18 protein-coding genes and 1 pseudogene are annotated in these 15,154 nt (G+C 51.6%); 4 read left to right on the forward strand and 15 right to left on the reverse strand.

The window, feature by feature from the left end:
• Window positions 1-90: 90 nt before the first annotated feature.
• The 3 genes from EDM58_RS13675 to EDM58_RS13685 form a co-directional block, all read right to left on the reverse strand.
• The gene (locus tag EDM58_RS13675; RefSeq protein ID WP_122913818.1) at window positions 91-567 is read right to left on the reverse strand and encodes a hypothetical protein; all 477 of its coding nucleotides are present in this window, start codon (window positions 565-567) and stop codon (window positions 91-93) included.
• 79 nt (window positions 568-646) lie between these two features.
• A complete protein-coding gene (locus EDM58_RS13680) occupies window positions 647-958 on the reverse strand; it encodes a hypothetical protein (RefSeq protein WP_122913819.1) in 312 nt (103 codons plus the stop codon).
• 130 nt (window positions 959-1,088) lie between these two features.
• Complete coding sequence (locus EDM58_RS13685) at window positions 1,089-2,549, reverse strand: LCP family protein (protein WP_122913820.1); 1,461 nt, start codon at window positions 2,547-2,549, stop codon at window positions 1,089-1,091.
• A gap of 327 nt (window positions 2,550-2,876) precedes the next feature.
• On the opposite strand from EDM58_RS13685, the gene EDM58_RS13690 reads away from it, so the two are divergent.
• A complete protein-coding gene (locus EDM58_RS13690) occupies window positions 2,877-4,091 on the forward strand; it encodes an MFS transporter (RefSeq protein ID WP_122913821.1) in 1,215 nt (404 codons plus the stop codon).
• A gap of 66 nt (window positions 4,092-4,157) precedes the next feature.
• Here EDM58_RS13690 and EDM58_RS13695 read toward each other — a convergent pair whose 3' ends face one another.
• From EDM58_RS13695 to nadE, 8 genes are all read right to left on the reverse strand, one after another.
• Window positions 4,158-6,227, reverse strand: a complete 2,070-nt coding sequence (locus EDM58_RS13695) for a YecA family protein (protein WP_122913822.1) — start codon at window positions 6,225-6,227, stop codon at window positions 4,158-4,160.
• A gap of 81 nt (window positions 6,228-6,308) precedes the next feature.
• Window positions 6,309-6,581 (reverse strand): hypothetical protein, encoded by a 273-nt coding sequence (locus EDM58_RS13700; protein ID WP_122913823.1) that lies wholly within the window; start codon window positions 6,579-6,581, stop codon window positions 6,309-6,311.
• Window positions 6,578-7,534, reverse strand: coding sequence for a hypothetical protein (locus EDM58_RS13705; RefSeq protein ID WP_122913824.1), 957 nt, complete (start codon window positions 7,532-7,534; stop codon window positions 6,578-6,580). Before EDM58_RS13705 ends, EDM58_RS13700 begins: the two co-directional genes overlap by 4 nt.
• A 190-nt stretch (window positions 7,535-7,724) precedes the next feature.
• The gene (locus EDM58_RS13710) at window positions 7,725-8,669 is read right to left on the reverse strand and encodes a 3'-5' exoribonuclease YhaM family protein (protein WP_122913825.1); all 945 of its coding nucleotides are present in this window, start codon (window positions 8,667-8,669) and stop codon (window positions 7,725-7,727) included.
• Window positions 8,670-8,690: 21 nt separating this feature from the next.
• The gene (locus EDM58_RS13715; protein ID WP_122913826.1) at window positions 8,691-9,206 is read right to left on the reverse strand and encodes a YkvA family protein; all 516 of its coding nucleotides are present in this window, start codon (window positions 9,204-9,206) and stop codon (window positions 8,691-8,693) included.
• Window positions 9,203-9,829, reverse strand: a complete 627-nt coding sequence (locus tag EDM58_RS13720) for a DedA family protein (protein ID WP_246000720.1) — start codon at window positions 9,827-9,829, stop codon at window positions 9,203-9,205. Before EDM58_RS13720 ends, EDM58_RS13715 begins: the two co-directional genes overlap by 4 nt.
• Window positions 9,830-10,001: 172 nt before the next feature.
• Complete coding sequence (locus tag EDM58_RS13725) at window positions 10,002-10,223, reverse strand: hypothetical protein (protein WP_122913827.1); 222 nt, start codon at window positions 10,221-10,223, stop codon at window positions 10,002-10,004.
• 97 nt (window positions 10,224-10,320) lie between these two features.
• Window positions 10,321-11,073: an NAD(+) synthase gene (gene nadE, locus EDM58_RS13730; protein ID WP_122913828.1), complete on the reverse strand. Its 753-nt coding sequence runs from the start codon at window positions 11,071-11,073 to the stop codon at window positions 10,321-10,323.
• A 132-nt stretch (window positions 11,074-11,205) separates the two neighbouring features.
• Between nadE and map the strand changes: the two genes are divergently transcribed.
• Window positions 11,206-11,952 (forward strand): type I methionyl aminopeptidase, encoded by a 747-nt coding sequence (gene map / locus EDM58_RS13735; protein ID WP_122913829.1) that lies wholly within the window; start codon window positions 11,206-11,208, stop codon window positions 11,950-11,952.
• Window positions 11,953-12,123: 171 nt separating this feature from the next.
• Complete coding sequence (locus EDM58_RS13740; protein ID WP_122913830.1) at window positions 12,124-13,164, forward strand: LLM class flavin-dependent oxidoreductase; 1,041 nt, start codon at window positions 12,124-12,126, stop codon at window positions 13,162-13,164.
• Window positions 13,165-13,219: 55 nt separating this feature from the next.
• Here EDM58_RS13740 and EDM58_RS25725 read toward each other — a convergent pair whose 3' ends face one another.
• The 4 genes and pseudogenes from EDM58_RS25725 to EDM58_RS13750 all read right to left on the reverse strand — a co-directional run bounded on the left by EDM58_RS25725 (window position 13,220) and on the right by EDM58_RS13750 (window position 14,723).
• On the reverse strand, window positions 13,220-13,393 hold the full coding sequence (locus EDM58_RS25725) for a hypothetical protein (protein ID WP_023557673.1): 174 nt from the start codon (window positions 13,391-13,393) through the stop codon (window positions 13,220-13,222).
• Between the two features lie 97 nt (window positions 13,394-13,490).
• Window positions 13,491-13,931: an NUDIX hydrolase gene (locus tag EDM58_RS26205; RefSeq protein WP_246000725.1), complete on the reverse strand. Its 441-nt coding sequence runs from the start codon at window positions 13,929-13,931 to the stop codon at window positions 13,491-13,493.
• A gap of 120 nt (window positions 13,932-14,051) precedes the next feature.
• A pseudogene (locus tag EDM58_RS26210) lies at window positions 14,052-14,354 on the reverse strand (NIPSNAP family protein); the annotation flags it as partial.
• Window positions 14,355-14,366: 12 nt separating this feature from the next.
• On the reverse strand, window positions 14,367-14,723 hold the full coding sequence (locus EDM58_RS13750) for a PspC domain-containing protein (protein ID WP_122913832.1): 357 nt from the start codon (window positions 14,721-14,723) through the stop codon (window positions 14,367-14,369).
• 126 nt (window positions 14,724-14,849) lie between these two features.
• Here EDM58_RS13750 and EDM58_RS13755 point away from each other — a divergent pair, with 126 nt between their 5' ends.
• Complete coding sequence (locus EDM58_RS13755) at window positions 14,850-15,140, forward strand: hypothetical protein (protein WP_246000721.1); 291 nt, start codon at window positions 14,850-14,852, stop codon at window positions 15,138-15,140.
• The last annotated feature ends 14 nt before the right edge of the window (window positions 15,141-15,154 follow it).

The raw sequence follows: 15,154 nt of genomic DNA on the forward strand, positions 1-15,154 counted from the left end.
TAAACGGCATTTCCAGTATCTATATACATGAACACACGAAAAAAAGCCGAGAATTCTCTCCCTCGGCTTTATCCCCATCAACTTCCGTATTCAGGCAGGCAAGCGAACCAGCTTCCCCAGATCTTTCGCGAAACGATCAAGCAGGTCATTCCACTCCTGTACGGCTTCTTCAGACCCGCTCGCTGGCATTTGTACAAGAAAGTGATAGTCCAGCACGATCGATTGTTCTGCCAGTTGCTCCCGTTCCAGGAAGCGCTTTTTTTCGCTTAAGGAAATTTCGGGAACGATGCATTTGGCTTGCTCCCAGATGTGAAACTTCGCTTCGTCAGACAATGCGCCGCTCCATTCCATCTCCACTTCTACCTCGCAGCTTTCTTCATCTGGCATCAGGAACAGATGGATCGTCGCAGCTGGCTTGCCTTCCGTTTCTTCTTCCATAAAAGTCAGCATAATTTCCCTAATCTCCGTATCCTCCAAAAGGGAGCGCTCGGAGCGCAGCACAATGTCCGTAATCACACCCTGCTCGGACAAGAGCCCGTTTAGTTGCTCAGTCAGGTATTGCAGCATCCATAAATCCGCCTCTCCTATGTTCCTTCGCCCTTCAGTATACCACGAGCAAGATGCAGAAAGCAGAAAAAAACCCCTTTCAGGAAGGGGTTGGCGTATTATTGACATTCTTCTTGTTCATGAATTCAGACAGCCATGCACGGCGCACTTCTTTATTGGGACAGTATCCGAGCACATAGCTTTCTCCCCGCATATATTTTTCCTTGATCCATTCTTTGTGTTTTCTAAAAAATGCGTGCTGGAAATCGATTGGCATCTGCTGATATTCTTCCAATGCTGAGGGATTCTGGAGAAAGAAATCTTCGTCATACACGAATTCTTCATTTTGCTGGCGGCTGATGAAATAAACAAAGGCTATCACCAGGAACAGATTCACCAAAAAAATCGTCATCCTAATCCCTCCAGTCAGATAAACAGTTGTCAGATTAATCTGTCTTGTCGTTATAGTATTATTGTATCACGTCTTTGGTGTTTTCTAAACCTCTCATTCACATGAAACAAGACAAAAAAACACCCGTTCATTAAAAACGGGTGTCTGTCTGTGCCTTGTCTTGGTTTGGCGTCGGTGTTTGGGTAATATCCTGACCTACCGGAGAGATAATATCCGGCGGCGGCAATACTTCGCCTTGTGGTGCCTGCGCGGGTGCCGTAGCATCTTGCGGGACTGTCTGTCCTTGAGCAGGCACGCCCTGCTCAGCTGACTCATCCACGTCTGGAGGAGGTGCCTGTTCAGTGGTCCCTTCCGCATTTGGAGAATCCGTTAGATTCGGATCTTGCTGAGGCATCTCGGCCGTATCATTCTTTTCTTTCTTCGGCTCTTGAGGCACAGTCTGTTTCTTTGTTGTTGCCGGCTTGTTCTTGGAGGATGCGGCCACCGCTTCCTCATTTTTGCCCAAAATCGGAGAATTGTTCAATGACGCCACGATCTTGCCCGACACGCCCATCTCCGTCTGAAGCGAGTTGCGAACGGCTTCCAGCTTTTCTTTTTCGAGGTATGTATATCCGCCGCTCCAGAAAGCTCCATTTTCAAGTGCAGTGACGGTATTGGCGTTGAATCCTTTGAAGTCGTATGCCAACCCTTTGATCTGATCCTTGGAGAGGTCTGTATGGATATGCTTGGCTCCGACATCCATGACAGTGAATACCTTCGTCAATCCTTCCAACGATCCTACCTTGTCCACAATTGCGCGGATGACTTCCTGCTGGCGCCGATTGCGGTCAAAGTCACTGGAGTAGTATTTCGTCCCGCGGTTGTCATGGCGATGTCTCACATAGCCCAACGCCTGCTCCCCGTTCAACAGCTGAACGCCTGGGTTGAGGTTGATATGGGTGTCGTCTGTCGGGTCGTCATAGACCAGCTTGCGGTCGACGTTGACCTCGACGCCGCCCAGCTCATCGATGACAGCCTTGAATCCATCAAAATCGATGGCGACATAGTGATCGATGGGAATGCCCAGAATCTCGCTCAATGTCTTTTTGGTCAAAGAAACCCCGTCTTCAGTAGGAATCTTGTTGTTTCGCTCAGCTTTGCGACGGTCAGCCTCGCCATTTGCATATACGGAGTTGATCTTGTGGTAATCGCGATACCCCGGGATTTTCACCCGTGTATCACGCGGTATGGAGACCATCGTGACCTTTTTTGTCTCCGGGTTCGCTACAGCCACGATCATTACGTCCGTGTTCATAGAGCCAGTCTCCGGGCGTGAGTCCATCCCGAGAACGACAAATGACAAAGGTTTGGTGGAAGAATAAGTAGGGTCGACATTTTGCGATACAGGAGAGGTAAACTGGTCATTCGGTTTTGTCACGGTATCCAGTGTGTTGTCAATTTTCCAATAAACAGCTCCGGCCACTCCACCGACCAGAAGCAGAACAAACAAGCTAAGAAAAACAAACCATCTGCGCAGCTTTCCACTGCGTCCCCTTTTCTTTTTTGGGGGAGCGGAAGCGCGTGTTCGAGTCATTCCTTGAGGTTGAGGCATGCGTATCAGTCTCCTTGTTCACGACGCTTTATCACCAAAAGAGTGGGAGGCACAAACGATTTGCAAGGTTGCCAATCGACAGGATGTACTAATTTTTTCTTCTGATGGTAAAACTCTGACTCCGGTATTGTACCACATCATTGTCTTCATTTGTAGAAAAATGTTCCTCCTGTTTACAAAATCCCTCGAAATTTCGGTCGATCAGCGTTGTGATCATAACTCTTCAACTACGTTATGAATAAACTGTATATTCCGGAATTAGAGGGATGACGTTGCGCTTTTCTAATGCTAGAGTAAGGAAAAAAACAAATACGGAGATGAAACCAGATGAGCGCCCCTGTAACCCATGCAACACCAGCAGCGAGCGCAGCTCCAACAGTCTACAGGATGTTGTTCGCAATCAGCCTTGCCCACCTGCTGAATGACGCCCTGCAGGCAGTTGTTCCTGCCCTCTTGCCCATTTTGGAGAAAAATCTCACTCTTTCTTTTACGCAAATCGGCATTATTATGCTTGTCATGAACTTCACGGCTTCTGTATTGCAGCCGGTCGTCGGTTATTTTACAGACCGCAAGCCACAGCCTTTTTTGACTCCTGTTGCTCTGTTGGTCTCAGGACTGGGCATGTTCTGCCTTGCTTTTGCCGGCCATTACGCCCTGGTTCTGCTAGCCGTCGCTTGCGTAGGGATCGGTTCGGCCGTTTTCCACCCGGAAGCTTCGCGCTTCGCCCATAAAGCCTCCGGCCCCCGCAGAGGTTTGGGACAGTCAATCTTTCAAGTTGGCGGCAACGCCGGGCAAGCCCTTGCGCCACTCATGACCATCCTCATCTTCGCCAACCTCGGCCAGGTCGGCGCTTCTTGGTTTTTGGTCCCGGCCGGGCTGGCAAGCGTCGTTCTCTTTTATGTCGCCACCTGGTACCGCGGCCAGGAGCGCTTGGTCAAAACGCCTGCGGCTCCTGCCAAGTACAGCCAAGGCAGCAAACGCATGCTGGCACTGGGCTTGCTCGTTCTGATCGTCAGTGTCCGTTCCTGGATGCATGTGGGGTATCAAAGTTTTTATCAGTTTTATTTGATGGATTTGAAAAATATGGCATATGCACAGGCGCAATTGGTCCTCTTCGGCTTCTTGCTCGCAGGGGCAGTCGGGACATTTCTCGGAGGACCGCTCGCCGACCGTTTTGGAAAACGGAATGTCCTGATCTTCTCCATGTTGGGCTCCTTGCCGCTGACGCTTCTGACACCGTATGTCAACGGAATTTGGACGTATCCGCTGCTCTTTCTTACCGGCTTCATCATGCTTTCCAGCTTTTCTGTTGCGGTTGTCTATGCCCAGGAGCTGCTCCCAGGCCGTATCGGGATGGTGTCCGGGCTGATTATCGGTCTCGCCTTTGGAATGGGAGGAATGGGCGCCCTGGCGTTGGGCTACCTCGCCGATCATTCCGGCATCAGCAGCGTCATCACGCTCTGCTCTCTGCTTCCGTTGGTCGGACTGCTGGGCTTGATGCTTCCCTCAGACCAGACTGTCCGCAATTGGACGAACGGCTAAAACATTAGCATAAAAAAAGAAGCTGGAGAAAAACGAACGTTTTTCCCCAGCTTTCTTTTTTATCCCTTAAATCAGGATGCCGACGGGCGCTCCCAGCAATTGCGCTACAACAGGCGGATAGAGCTCTGCGGAGCTGTATAGGCGCCAGCTTCCATCCTCTGTTTGGCCAAACAGCCCGAAAACAACCCAATCTGCTCCCAGCACCTGATTTGCATCGGCGTCAAGCATCAGTTTGATTTTCTCGCCATTTTGCCTTCTTGCCACCCAGCCATCCTTTTCGGTTCCGAGCAAGAGCAAGCCTTCCTCACAAACCTCCGCAAGCCCTGGAGACGGAGTCGCGTACAGATGCTGGTACGCTTCTTTTTCCAGGATCCCGCGCAGTCGATAAATCTCCGGCAAGGACTCCTTCAGTTCTGTAAACAATGGCTGCATCACGGCCGACAGCGAAGTGCCATTCTGCTTGTCCAGCCACTTGAAGAAGGCGGACAGGACCGACAGAAGATTGGTCGCCAACGTCTTCGTAACGGCGTCAGTGCGCGAATAAATATCATGAACGAGGAAGAAGGACAGATCCTCGCGCCGCAAGTGATCCCACTCAAAGGAAGGTCCAAATGCTCCTCTGACGAATGAACGGAAGTTGTTCATCACTTCATCGTACTTTTTGACAGTCGCTTCGGATTTGCCTTCTGTCATTTCATGAACAAAGCGGTTCATCTCTGCCAGTCGCTCCGGAAGAATCGTGTAGACACTTTCCGGCAACCCCTCGATCAGCGGGCGGCGCAGCAGATTGAATACATGCAGACTGTCGTTGTCCATAGTCAAACGTGGTCGCAGCAGATCCATCCGCATATAACGGGCGATTCCCTGCCCCAGCTTGCTGTCTTGCTCCATTTGGGACAGAAGGGACTCCAGCATCCCCTTCAGCTCCTGATTGTCTGATGCCGCCACCAGAACAGGGGCAAGCTCATCCAAAGCATCATGTCCGGTGACAAGCCACTTCTCTGCAAAATAGGTTTGGACAGCCCACTGAAGCACTTTCGGCGGCAACGTTGGCTCGCTGGTGATAAACAGGGTTCCTTGAGTCAGCTTGGAGCCTGTCGAGGTCAATACAGAGATCGTTTTTTCTTCCATCAGCCCATGAAGCTGCAACAGGCCTGCGATCTCCTCCAGCTCTTCTGGATACCCCTCCAAAAGAACCTGCCCATCCTGCACTAGGACTTCTGCCTGGACCTCGTACAGCTCCAGCAGGGCATCCTTCAGCCCGCGGAACAAATGCTCTTCCTTGCGACGGGCATACACCCAGATTTCCTTGCCGCTATCGCGCTTTTTCAATTCAAAGCTGCGCTTGGACTCAATCAGTTTGCGAAACTCCTCTGCATCCGCCAAAGGGAAACGGCGCTGCAGCAGGCTATTGGAGCCATGAGACTGGCGATCGGCTTCATTGCCAAACTGGACAATAAAACGGTATAACGACGGGGTGTAGATCCGTTTGGAGGCATCATCTGCAGCTTGCTGCACTTCAGGATGCTGCTGCAGCCACTCCATCAGCGGCTCCTTGATATGGGGCTGCAAAATGATGCTGCCCGAGAACAGCATATTCCGAAGCCCGAGATTCAGCAGGCGGCCGACGACAATTTGCCCTGGCTGAACCTGCAAATTGTTGGAGCGCAACAAATAATGCACTTCTCCGCTCTGCGGCTGACGCACAGTCAGGACATCGCGGTCTACCTCGACAATTTCATACGTATTCAGATGCAGACGGGCAAAAGCACGCCGCAGATCAGGCTCCATTCGACGTCCGTGCTGCTTGATGTAATTCTCAAGCAACGTCGTGTTGCCCGTTTTTTCATCGAGTACAAACCAGTTGAAGAAATGGGCAGCCCATTCGGGACGCATCACACTTTCTTCCGGCAGACCAATCTGTTCGGCAAAGCGGTTCCGAGCCTCGGAAATCGCTTCATTGGTCACATGACCGCCGACAAAATGATTGAGCCGCTCTACCCAGCCCGCGTACTCCTTTTGCAGCTTCTGCTCGTGGCGACTACGCAGCTCGGTAATGGGCGTGACGACACCGCAGCATTTTTTGTATTTTTTCCCGCTCCCGCAGGGGCACAGTTCATTTCTACCAACAGACATAAGGGAATTGGATCTCCTTTCCAGCCCACGCGGCTTGCGTGGGGAATCCTGCACAATCCCCCAATCTTACCGCATTATTCGTCAGGTGTTCAAGTATTCACGTTTATTTTCATGAGTGATTCCTACATCTCCGCGTTGTTCCCACTGTTCGATAAAGGTCTCCAGTCGGTTGATCCGCGTCTGGATGCGCTGTTTTTCACTCATGCATGCAGAAATTGCGGTGAGCTGGTTCGCAGTGAAGAGTTCCACCACTTCCTGCTCCATAACTTCAAGGCGAATCCGATAGCATGCGACAATCTCCCGCAGCAAGGCAAATCTTTGCTCCAACCGGATCGTAGCGCCCTGGTTACTCATTGCTGTTCACTTGCAGCCAGCACTTGTCGGATGCCAAGCGCGATTTGTTCGTTCTTATGTTTCTCTTTCATCAGGACTTCTATAGCTTGCATATTGCTTTGCTGAAAATGAGCGACGACTTCCTGGGACATTTCTGCATGGCGCAGCTCCAGGCGGTTGACCGCTTCTTCCAGCAGTTGTTGTACTTCCTGAAATACGGATTGGCTTTGAACATTATTCATGGTATGATCCTCCTTCATCTCTTTTAATACCTGGTGTTTTTTCTCATGCTGATTGATTTCCTCTGCAGAAACAAGATCAGGAACTGCGGCAGCCGCAACCTCCTGAGCAGCTAGGTCTGGTTCTGCTTCGTTGCCTGTGACCGTGATGTACAATGTGTCTCCATCGATTCGGAAGCGATCATCCAATCCTGGCAGAAAGGCAGCATCCACAGCCACCCCTACTTCCTGTTCCAAAAAATGGACAAGTGAGCGTGACGTCACCTGAGTGATGCCATTTTTTTCACAAAAGGCGAAAACCTGATCATTCGCCAGCGTCCATTCCGCCAAAAACCAGCGAGAGTCCCCTTGAAACTGGACAAATCTGGGGTCCCGCTCCAACTGCAACAGCCGTAACGTCTGATTCCAGCCAAACTGAGTATGCCTGCGAAGTTCTGCAACAATCTGTTCGACAAGCTTCGGAGTTTGGGTATCACGCAAGAAACGGTATGCCAAATCGTACAATTGGTGGGGCTGGTATGTAAGTTCCACGATTGCCTCTGAACTTCCAACCCGCACTGGTGTCTGTTCCATTTTCAGCACTGTATCAAGCAACGACCCGCTATCCAGATCTGTATAAGCCGTAAGCTCATTCTCTTCCATCCGGGCGCAAATCTCCATGCGGGGAAGGGAGCGTTCGCCGGACCGGAATACCTTCTTGACAATACTTGGTAGGGTATAGGTTGGACGTTTCATGAACTTCTCCTTCTTGTGATCGGCATATTGGGAAGCCAATCAAATGGGAATCAAATTCTGTTATTCTACAAAAAGAGAAAAAATCCTACCAGATGAAAAGTGTTAGGCAATTCCGATAAATAGGACAGGCCAACTTGCTGCTCACTCTCGCAGCCGTGTTAACCTGCCCACGCGCCAAGACGCTTGATTTCTAGTATCCTCTCCACACCTTGCGCCTGAGGACATTGGCGTAAGACCATTCCTCTTCTCCCATATCGGACAAGGTTTGGCCCAAGGCATTCATCTTGCTGTCGATCTGATCGAGGTAGTGGAACAAGACGGCGGTAGGCGTTTTTCCAGATACTGCGCTCCCCCATCCGTTCTCCACTTCACCATGGTGACTGAGGATACAATGCTTCAAGTGCAAGACTTCCGCATCCCCGAGCGGGATCTCCAGCTTGCGGCAGATTCCCGTGACGATCTCTACGCCCATCACCAGGTGGCCGATGAGCTGGCCCGGCGTGGTATAATCGGGCGCGATCGGGTCAGACAGCTCGTACAGCTTGCCGATGTCGTGCAGGATGCAGGTGGCATACAGGACGTCCCGGTCCACCTGCGGATAGAGCGGCAACAAGCGCTCGGCTGCCGTCAGCAGGGAAACGATATGTTCCAGAAGGCCGTGGTAGTAGTTGTGATGCATCCTCACACCTGCCGGATATTGACGCAGACGTTCGGCGATTTCACTGTCGCTGATCGCTTCAAGCAGAATGGCCTGCAGCGTCTTGCTCTGCAGGCTGTGGATCACAGACTCCAGCTTCCCCCATAGCTCCTCTGGAGGAATCGGGGAAATCGGGATCAGAGACTCCATCGCTACTTCGTCTGCTTGCGAGGCTGGCCGGATCCGCTGGATGACCAATTGTTTTTTGCCCCGATAGCTTTGAACGACGGCATCAATTTTGACCACCGCTTTGACCTGTATCGCCTCTTTGATCTCTGCGCTTACGTCCCATAATTTTGCCATGATTGTCCCGGAGCGATCCCCCAGCTCCAGGTTGAGGTACTCGCTTTGGTTGCTTGCTACGCCTGCTTCCTTGCTTTTGACCAGACAAAACCCGACAACCCGCTCTCCCTCTTGGTAATCCAGTAAATATCTCATCTTTTTCCCATCCTATATGCGTTATTTGCGCCGTAGTACCTCTTTCAATTTGGCAACGATTTTCTGCCCGACCAGATTGTCTGCTTCCGTGATGACCTTGGTAATGACACCCAAGACATCCTGTTCGCCGTTCCAATGCTCGCGCACGATCGACTCGTCCACGTCAGCCAGAATCCGCCGCAATGCGTAAACAGAAAGGATGACGTCATCGAGCAATCCCATCCCGCCAATAAATGCCTCGGGAAGAAAATCGACCGGCGAGATGAAGTAGGCGACAGCCAAGCCCGCTACGGCCTTGGACTGTACTCCGACCCTTTTGTCCAGCATCAACCGGGCCAGCAGCACGAACAAGTCTGGAGCCAGGAGGATGTAGCCTGCCGCTTTCTCATTGACGCCTTTTTCACGAATGAAAGCCTCAATTTTTGCCCGCAGTTTGTCGTAGAAACGCTGATGTTTTTCCGGAAGCTCAATGGCAATCACTTCCGTAACAGGACGCACCACAGGCAATGATTCTTGTTTTTGTTCTTCTTCCTTCATGATGTTTCCTCCCTTTTTCCTTTTTTCATCCAACCTTTTTGGTACAGGTGCAAACCAAGCAACAAGAAAAACAAAGCGCTCAGAATAAACAGGGCGAGATTGTGAGAGATCCAGGTGAACACGACTTCCCATCGCTCTCCCAGCTGCCACCCCAGGGTTACAAACAGCAAGCTCCATACAAGACCGCCCGTGTAGGTGTACAGAATGAAGGTGGGAAATGGAAGGCGGGTAATCCCGGCAAAATACGCAGTGAATTGCCGCACACCTGTAATGAAATAACCAATCGGCAACGCCCACTTCCCGAAGCGCTCAAACCAGTATCTAGTCTTTTGATAGACCTGATAGACGATATCAAAGCGTTTTCCCACTCGTTCAATCAGGGAATGCCCCAATGTGCGCCCGATCCAATACGCGATGGTCATCGCCAGGATCGATCCCGAAAAGCAAACCAGGAAAGTAGGCCAAAAATCCAATTTTCCGGTCGATACGAGAAAGCCTGAAAAAACGAGCAGTGTCTCTTCCGGCAACGGCATCCCTAATATGCCGAGAAAAAACAAGCCAAACAAGGCAAAGTATCCATAGTTGCTGATGTACGTGCCAAATACAGAAGAGATCTCTTCCAAAATGGAGTCACCACATTTCCCGCATTTGTCATCTGCCTTTTATTATGCCAAAAGAACATCCTGACAACAAACCGACTCCAGACGGAGAAATGCTCCGCCGCTTGGCAGAGTAAAAAAGACCGGTTGCGACTTCAGAAGTCACACCGGTCTTTTTTACGCAACATCTCACAAACTAGGCAAAGAAGCCTTTATCGCGCAGTTGCTCCATGATTTCAGCAACAGTCAGTTCTTGTTTCAGCAAATCCATGGTAACCTCTACTTGCTCCGGGGACAGGCCGTTCGCACCCAAGCTTTCTTGAACCAATACCAAGTTGGGACGTCGGAAGTATGTTTGCAGAGTGCGCTTCACACGTCCTTCCAGACTTGTTTTCAGCATCAATTCAGTCGTCGACATCTGTTCCACCTCTTTCTTCCGTAAGGTCTATGTGCATAACCTTTATTATCATACAAAAACGTTCAAGAATCAACCTTTGCCGGGAAAGACTTCCTGATTAAATTCCTGGCATCAGGTTTCTTTTGTGCTCTGAGATCCGGTGCAGGTATTCAATGCGTTCCAACGCCTCCGGCCGCGTCTCCCCAGTAATCAGAAAACGATCCAGATCCTCATAAGTGAAGCCCATTTCCTGCTCGTCTGTCTGGCCTTCCCATAGATCGGCGGATGGCGCCTTTGTGATGATGGATTCGGGAACACCCAGCTCTTTCGCCAGAATTCTCATTTCGTGCTTGGTCAGGCTTGCTACTGGATTGAAGTCCGCGAGTCCATCTCCGCCTTTGGTCATGTAGCCGACATACACCTCGCTGCGGTTGCAGGTATCTGCGACGAGACAGCCTTTTTGGTTGGCGACAGCGTACAGAACCGTCATGCGCAGACGTGCCTTGGTGTTGCCCTTCGTCTTGTCATCGAGGGGAAGAACGCTCTGGATGGCGGGAACCAGTGCGTCAAAGGCAGAGCCGACGTCTACAGTGACTAGGTTCAGTCCGATCGCATCTGCCAGTTGCTTGGCATCTGCTTCATGGACCGGCAGGGAATAGGCTGGCATCCATACTCCAATGACTCGCTCGCTTCCAAGTGCCCGTACGCACAATGCCGCTGTCACGGCGCTGTCGATGCCTCCCGAGATCCCGACTACCGCCCCGTTTAGTCCGGGTCCGTCGATCTGCTCTCGGATAAACGCCAACCGCTTCTCCACGTCCTCTTTTATATGCGCCTGGTAATTCGCTAGATGCTCATGAAACTTGTCCACGCTACCTACCCCCAGTTGATTTTTTCCTCCTCATCCTACCACGCGTTTTTGACGGTGGCAATTGGCCCCAAACCAGTCTACACTATATACTATACCGTGTAGCGAACCTATGCGAGAACAAGGAGAGAGACCATGATCATCCTCAAAACACCTGAAGAGATTGAATTGATGCGGGCGGCGGGAAAGATCCTGGCTGCCTGCCACCGCGAGATCGCCAAGATGATTCGTCCCGGTATCTCCACATGGGAGATCGACCAGTTCGTAGAAGCGTTTCTGGCCAAGCACGGCGCGACACCGGAGCAAAAAGGCTATTCGGGCTATCCGTATGCCACCTGCGGCTCCGTCAATGACGTCATCTGCCACGGCTTCCCCAAAAAGGAACCGTTGCAGGATGGAGATATCGTCACGATTGATATGGTGGTACGAAAAGACGGCTGGCTAGCCGACTCCGCCTGGTCCTATGCTGTGGGGAATATTTCCGCCGAAGCGAAAAGACTGTTGGAAGTGACTGAAAAAGCCTTGTATTTGGGTATTGAGCAAGCGGTCGTGGGCAACCGGGTCGGTGACATTTCCCACGCGATCCAGTCGTATGCCGAATCGGAAGGATATTCGGTCGTACGCGATTTTACCGGCCACGGGATCGGACAGAAGATGCATGAAGAGCCGTATGTTCCCCACTTCGGTCCTCCAGGCCGCGGGCCACGCCTGAAAGAAGGCATGGTTCTGACGATCGAACCGATGCTCAACATCGGCACCTACCACGCCAAGATCGACGAAGACGGTTGGACGGCTCGCACGCGAGACGGCAAGCTGTCGGCGCAGTATGAGCACACATTGGCGATTACAGCGGATGGCCCAGTGATTTTGACCAAACAATAAGTCCGGAAGGGAATGCGAAAAGGCCCCTGACCGGGCTTTTTTCTATGGAAGTGCAAGGCCAAAGCATCGAAGCATTGACACAAATTCACGTCATCTTTACCATGCAAAGTACCAACTATCACCCAAAACGTCTCATATCAAGCCCGCTTTTCAATAAAGGAGGAAGCAAAGATGGCCCATTCGAACATAGATCAAGGCGCAGGCAAGCAATTGCGCGATATTCCCCTATCCGTGCTGGATCTTTCCCCCATTGTCGAGGGAAGCACGCCTGCCGATTCATTTCGCAAAAGTCTCGATCTCGCCCAGCATGTGGAAAAATGGGGTTTTATGCGCTACTGGGTCGCTGAGCATCACGGAATGCCGAGTGTCGCCAGTTCCGCCACCTCGGTTTTGATCGGATACATCGCGGCTGGCACTTCCACGATTCGGGTCGGGTCCGGCGGAATCATGCTGCCCAATCACGCGCCACTTGTCATCGCGGAGCAGTTCGGCACACTCGAATCGCTGTATCCAGGGCGCATCGACCTTGGGTTGGGACGGGCGCCTGGTACCGATCAACGGACCGCCCGTGCCTTGCGACGCCATCAAAACGTCGGCGGAGCTGACTTTCCAGAACTTCTAACCGAGCTGCGCGGGTACTTTAAGCCCGCTTCAGAAGCATCCGCGTCAGGAATTCGCGCCATACCGGGTGAGGGCTTGTCCATCCCTATCTGGCTGTTGGGCTCCAGTGATTTCAGCGCCCAATTGGCCGGTATGCTGGGTCTGCCCTTTGCCTTCGCAGGGCACTTTTCCCCCAACTACATCCTGCCGGCCCTGGACGTCTACCGCCATCACTTCCGTCCCTCTGAGGTGCTGGAGGAGCCGTATGCCATGGTAGGGGTCAACGTCATGGCTGCCGACACGGACGAGCGTGCACAATACCTGTCAACCTCGCATTTTCAGTCGTTTTTGCAAATTATTCGCGATGACCGAAAGCCCGTCCAGCCACCGGTAGAAAATATGGATGAGCTGTGGTCGGAGTTCGAGAAGCTCACTGTACTCTCCCAACTCGGCTCCTCGATCATTGGCAGCCCTTCGACAGTAAAGCAGAAGCTGCAAGAGCTGCTCGATGCCACACAAGCCGACGAGCTGATGATCACCACTTCCATGTACGATCACGCGGATCGGCTCCGTTCGTTTGAGATCGTGGCGGATATTTGGAAATTGGAATAGCCGTAAATTGGAAAGTGGCAGCTGGAATCAACCCAGTCTGCCACTTTTTTACATGTTATGACCGCTGCAAGGTAGGCTGACATTGGTTCAAAATTTCTTCCAAGTCCTGCACGTCCCGTTCCAGCTCACGGATGTCTTCTTCGATCAGTTTTTTCAGGTGCTGCTTCTCGCGCAGGATTTTGCGGGTCTTTTCCAAGCGCTGATTCATATCGAACACGCCGACATACACTCTCTTTCCCTCCCTATGTAGGTTTTCCACCTTACATGATATGCAGGAGGTTCCATATGTTTCCTGTTTCTTCGCCTGATCTCCTCGTACTTTCCGCTTATTCCTCTAATCTGCGGATCAAGTCATACGGTCTGACTCGAAATGCTTCATAAGGAACGCATCGAGAGTTCCGGGCATCGAGCAAACGGACGCGCAAATGAGGTCTCGTGATGTAGTCCTCCAGATTCTCCTCGGTAATTTGAGCAAAAGCCGCCTCGGTCGTTTCACCTTCCGCTGTCTGCAATTGACCCGAAGCGTACTCACCGCGAAACATGACACAAATGCCACCGCTCGTCATGTTTTGATAGACACCTGTCACGCCAAACACTTTCACTGTGATCCCGGTCTCTTCGAATATTTCCCGTATAACAGCCTCTTCCAGGCTCTCCCCCTCTTCCACCATCCCTCCTGGCAGCTCCATCGTGTCTGAGCGATGAAGATTGCGGACGAGCAAAACTTCTCCTGTCTCATTAGTGATATAGCCGCTGACTGCAACGATGTGCTTCGGAGGATGATAGGTTTCAGGTTCTGCCGTCGAAGTCCAAAAATCTTGCTTACTTTCGCTGTACAGAGCTCCGAGCGATGTTCTGATTCCCTGAGCCTGTTGGTGCAGCTCACTGCTCCTGATTTCCTGCTCGATTTTTTCGTAATGCTCCATACTGTCATACTGCCAAATCGCGAATACTTCATCCTCCGCTTCATTCACCCACCGTCCCACCAGCCTTGCACCATGCTTGATCTGGTTCGGGTACAAGTAGGTGTGGAAAAAACGATCAAATTCCGTCCGTTTTCCCGGATGCAGCTTGTATGTTTTTCTACGGAATAGCATTTGTGGATCGCTCCTTACGAATGATGACCAGTATTTCCACACCGAGACAGCGGACTCCTCTCCATGCAAAAAGGACGGCGCAGATTTCGCCATCCTTTTTCATTCCTATATCCCTTTATATTTCAGCAATTCTTCCCGCAAGCGCTGCACTTCCATGACCAATGCCCGCTTTTCCAAGCGTTCAAGCTGGCTGTCCACATCCGGCTCGGTGTGGTAATCGTAGAAATCAGCCTCGCGGTCATATCTGCCATGTCTCTTGTATTCATGGGACCAATGCGGTTCCTTGGGCATGATCAAAGCGAGCAGAAAATAGATCAGGATCGGAATACCGGTACAGACGGTCAAAATGACTACTCCGATCCGTACCAGCGTGGCATCTATGCGTAAAAATTCAGCGATTCCTCCACACACCCCAAACAGACGCCGATCTGTGCGCGAACGATATAAACGATTTTCTCTCATGACTTCCCTTCCTCTCTACGATTCCGTGTTTTCCTTGTATCCTCAGGATACCCGACGGAAAGTGACGGCAAAATGGCCCGTAGAGGGATTTGTCCTCCGCCCCTGGACGGAGATTGTTCCTCATGCATGAATGGAGCCGTTTGTGCTCACGCTACCGTTGAGGTGATTTCCATGCCGTTCCTGCTCGCGCTCCTCGCCATCTCCCTGTGGATTGGCGGATGCTCCGCGAAAACCGTACAAGATGAAAGCCATATCCAAGGCCAGCAGCAGTACTACTACCAGCAAAACGTTGTTCGACCGGACGGATCGGAGCCGAACGTAACGCCCTACGGCCCTCCCGTCAACGCTACGATCTCTTCGGAGTACGACCGCTGGATACGCCCTGACGCCGTTTCGCGCTACCCCGGGCTGGAATAATCCAGCCCATTTCC

It is taken from the genome of Brevibacillus panacihumi (genome assembly GCF_003710985.1).
Taxonomy (GTDB): domain Bacteria; phylum Bacillota; class Bacilli; order Brevibacillales; family Brevibacillaceae; genus Brevibacillus; species Brevibacillus panacihumi.

Coding starts and splice junctions, on each gene's coding strand:
- EDM58_RS13675 (WP_122913818.1), bottom strand. CDS start 567: ATGCTGCAATACCTGACTGAGCAACTAAACGGGCTCTTGTCCGAGCAG.
- EDM58_RS13680 (WP_122913819.1), bottom strand. CDS start 958: ATGACGATTTTTTTGGTGAATCTGTTCCTGGTGATAGCCTTTGTTTAT.
- EDM58_RS13685 (WP_122913820.1), bottom strand. CDS start 2,549: ATGCCTCAACCTCAAGGAATGACTCGAACACGCGCTTCCGCTCCCCCA.
- EDM58_RS13690 (WP_122913821.1), top strand. CDS start 2,877: ATGAGCGCCCCTGTAACCCATGCAACACCAGCAGCGAGCGCAGCTCCA.
- EDM58_RS13695 (WP_122913822.1), bottom strand. CDS start 6,227: ATGTCTGTTGGTAGAAATGAACTGTGCCCCTGCGGGAGCGGGAAAAAA.
- EDM58_RS13700 (WP_122913823.1), bottom strand. CDS start 6,581: ATGAGTAACCAGGGCGCTACGATCCGGTTGGAGCAAAGATTTGCCTTG.
- EDM58_RS13705 (WP_122913824.1), bottom strand. CDS start 7,534: ATGAAACGTCCAACCTATACCCTACCAAGTATTGTCAAGAAGGTATTC.
- EDM58_RS13710 (WP_122913825.1), bottom strand. CDS start 8,669: ATGAGATATTTACTGGATTACCAAGAGGGAGAGCGGGTTGTCGGGTTT.
- EDM58_RS13715 (WP_122913826.1), bottom strand. CDS start 9,206: ATGAAGGAAGAAGAACAAAAACAAGAATCATTGCCTGTGGTGCGTCCT.
- EDM58_RS13725 (WP_122913827.1), bottom strand. CDS start 10,223: ATGTCGACGACTGAATTGATGCTGAAAACAAGTCTGGAAGGACGTGTG.
- map (WP_122913829.1), top strand. CDS start 11,206: ATGATCATCCTCAAAACACCTGAAGAGATTGAATTGATGCGGGCGGCG.
- EDM58_RS13740 (WP_122913830.1), top strand. CDS start 12,124: ATGGCCCATTCGAACATAGATCAAGGCGCAGGCAAGCAATTGCGCGAT.
- EDM58_RS13750 (WP_122913832.1), bottom strand. CDS start 14,723: ATGAGAGAAAATCGTTTATATCGTTCGCGCACAGATCGGCGTCTGTTT.
- EDM58_RS13755 (WP_246000721.1), top strand. CDS start 14,850: ATGAATGGAGCCGTTTGTGCTCACGCTACCGTTGAGGTGATTTCCATG.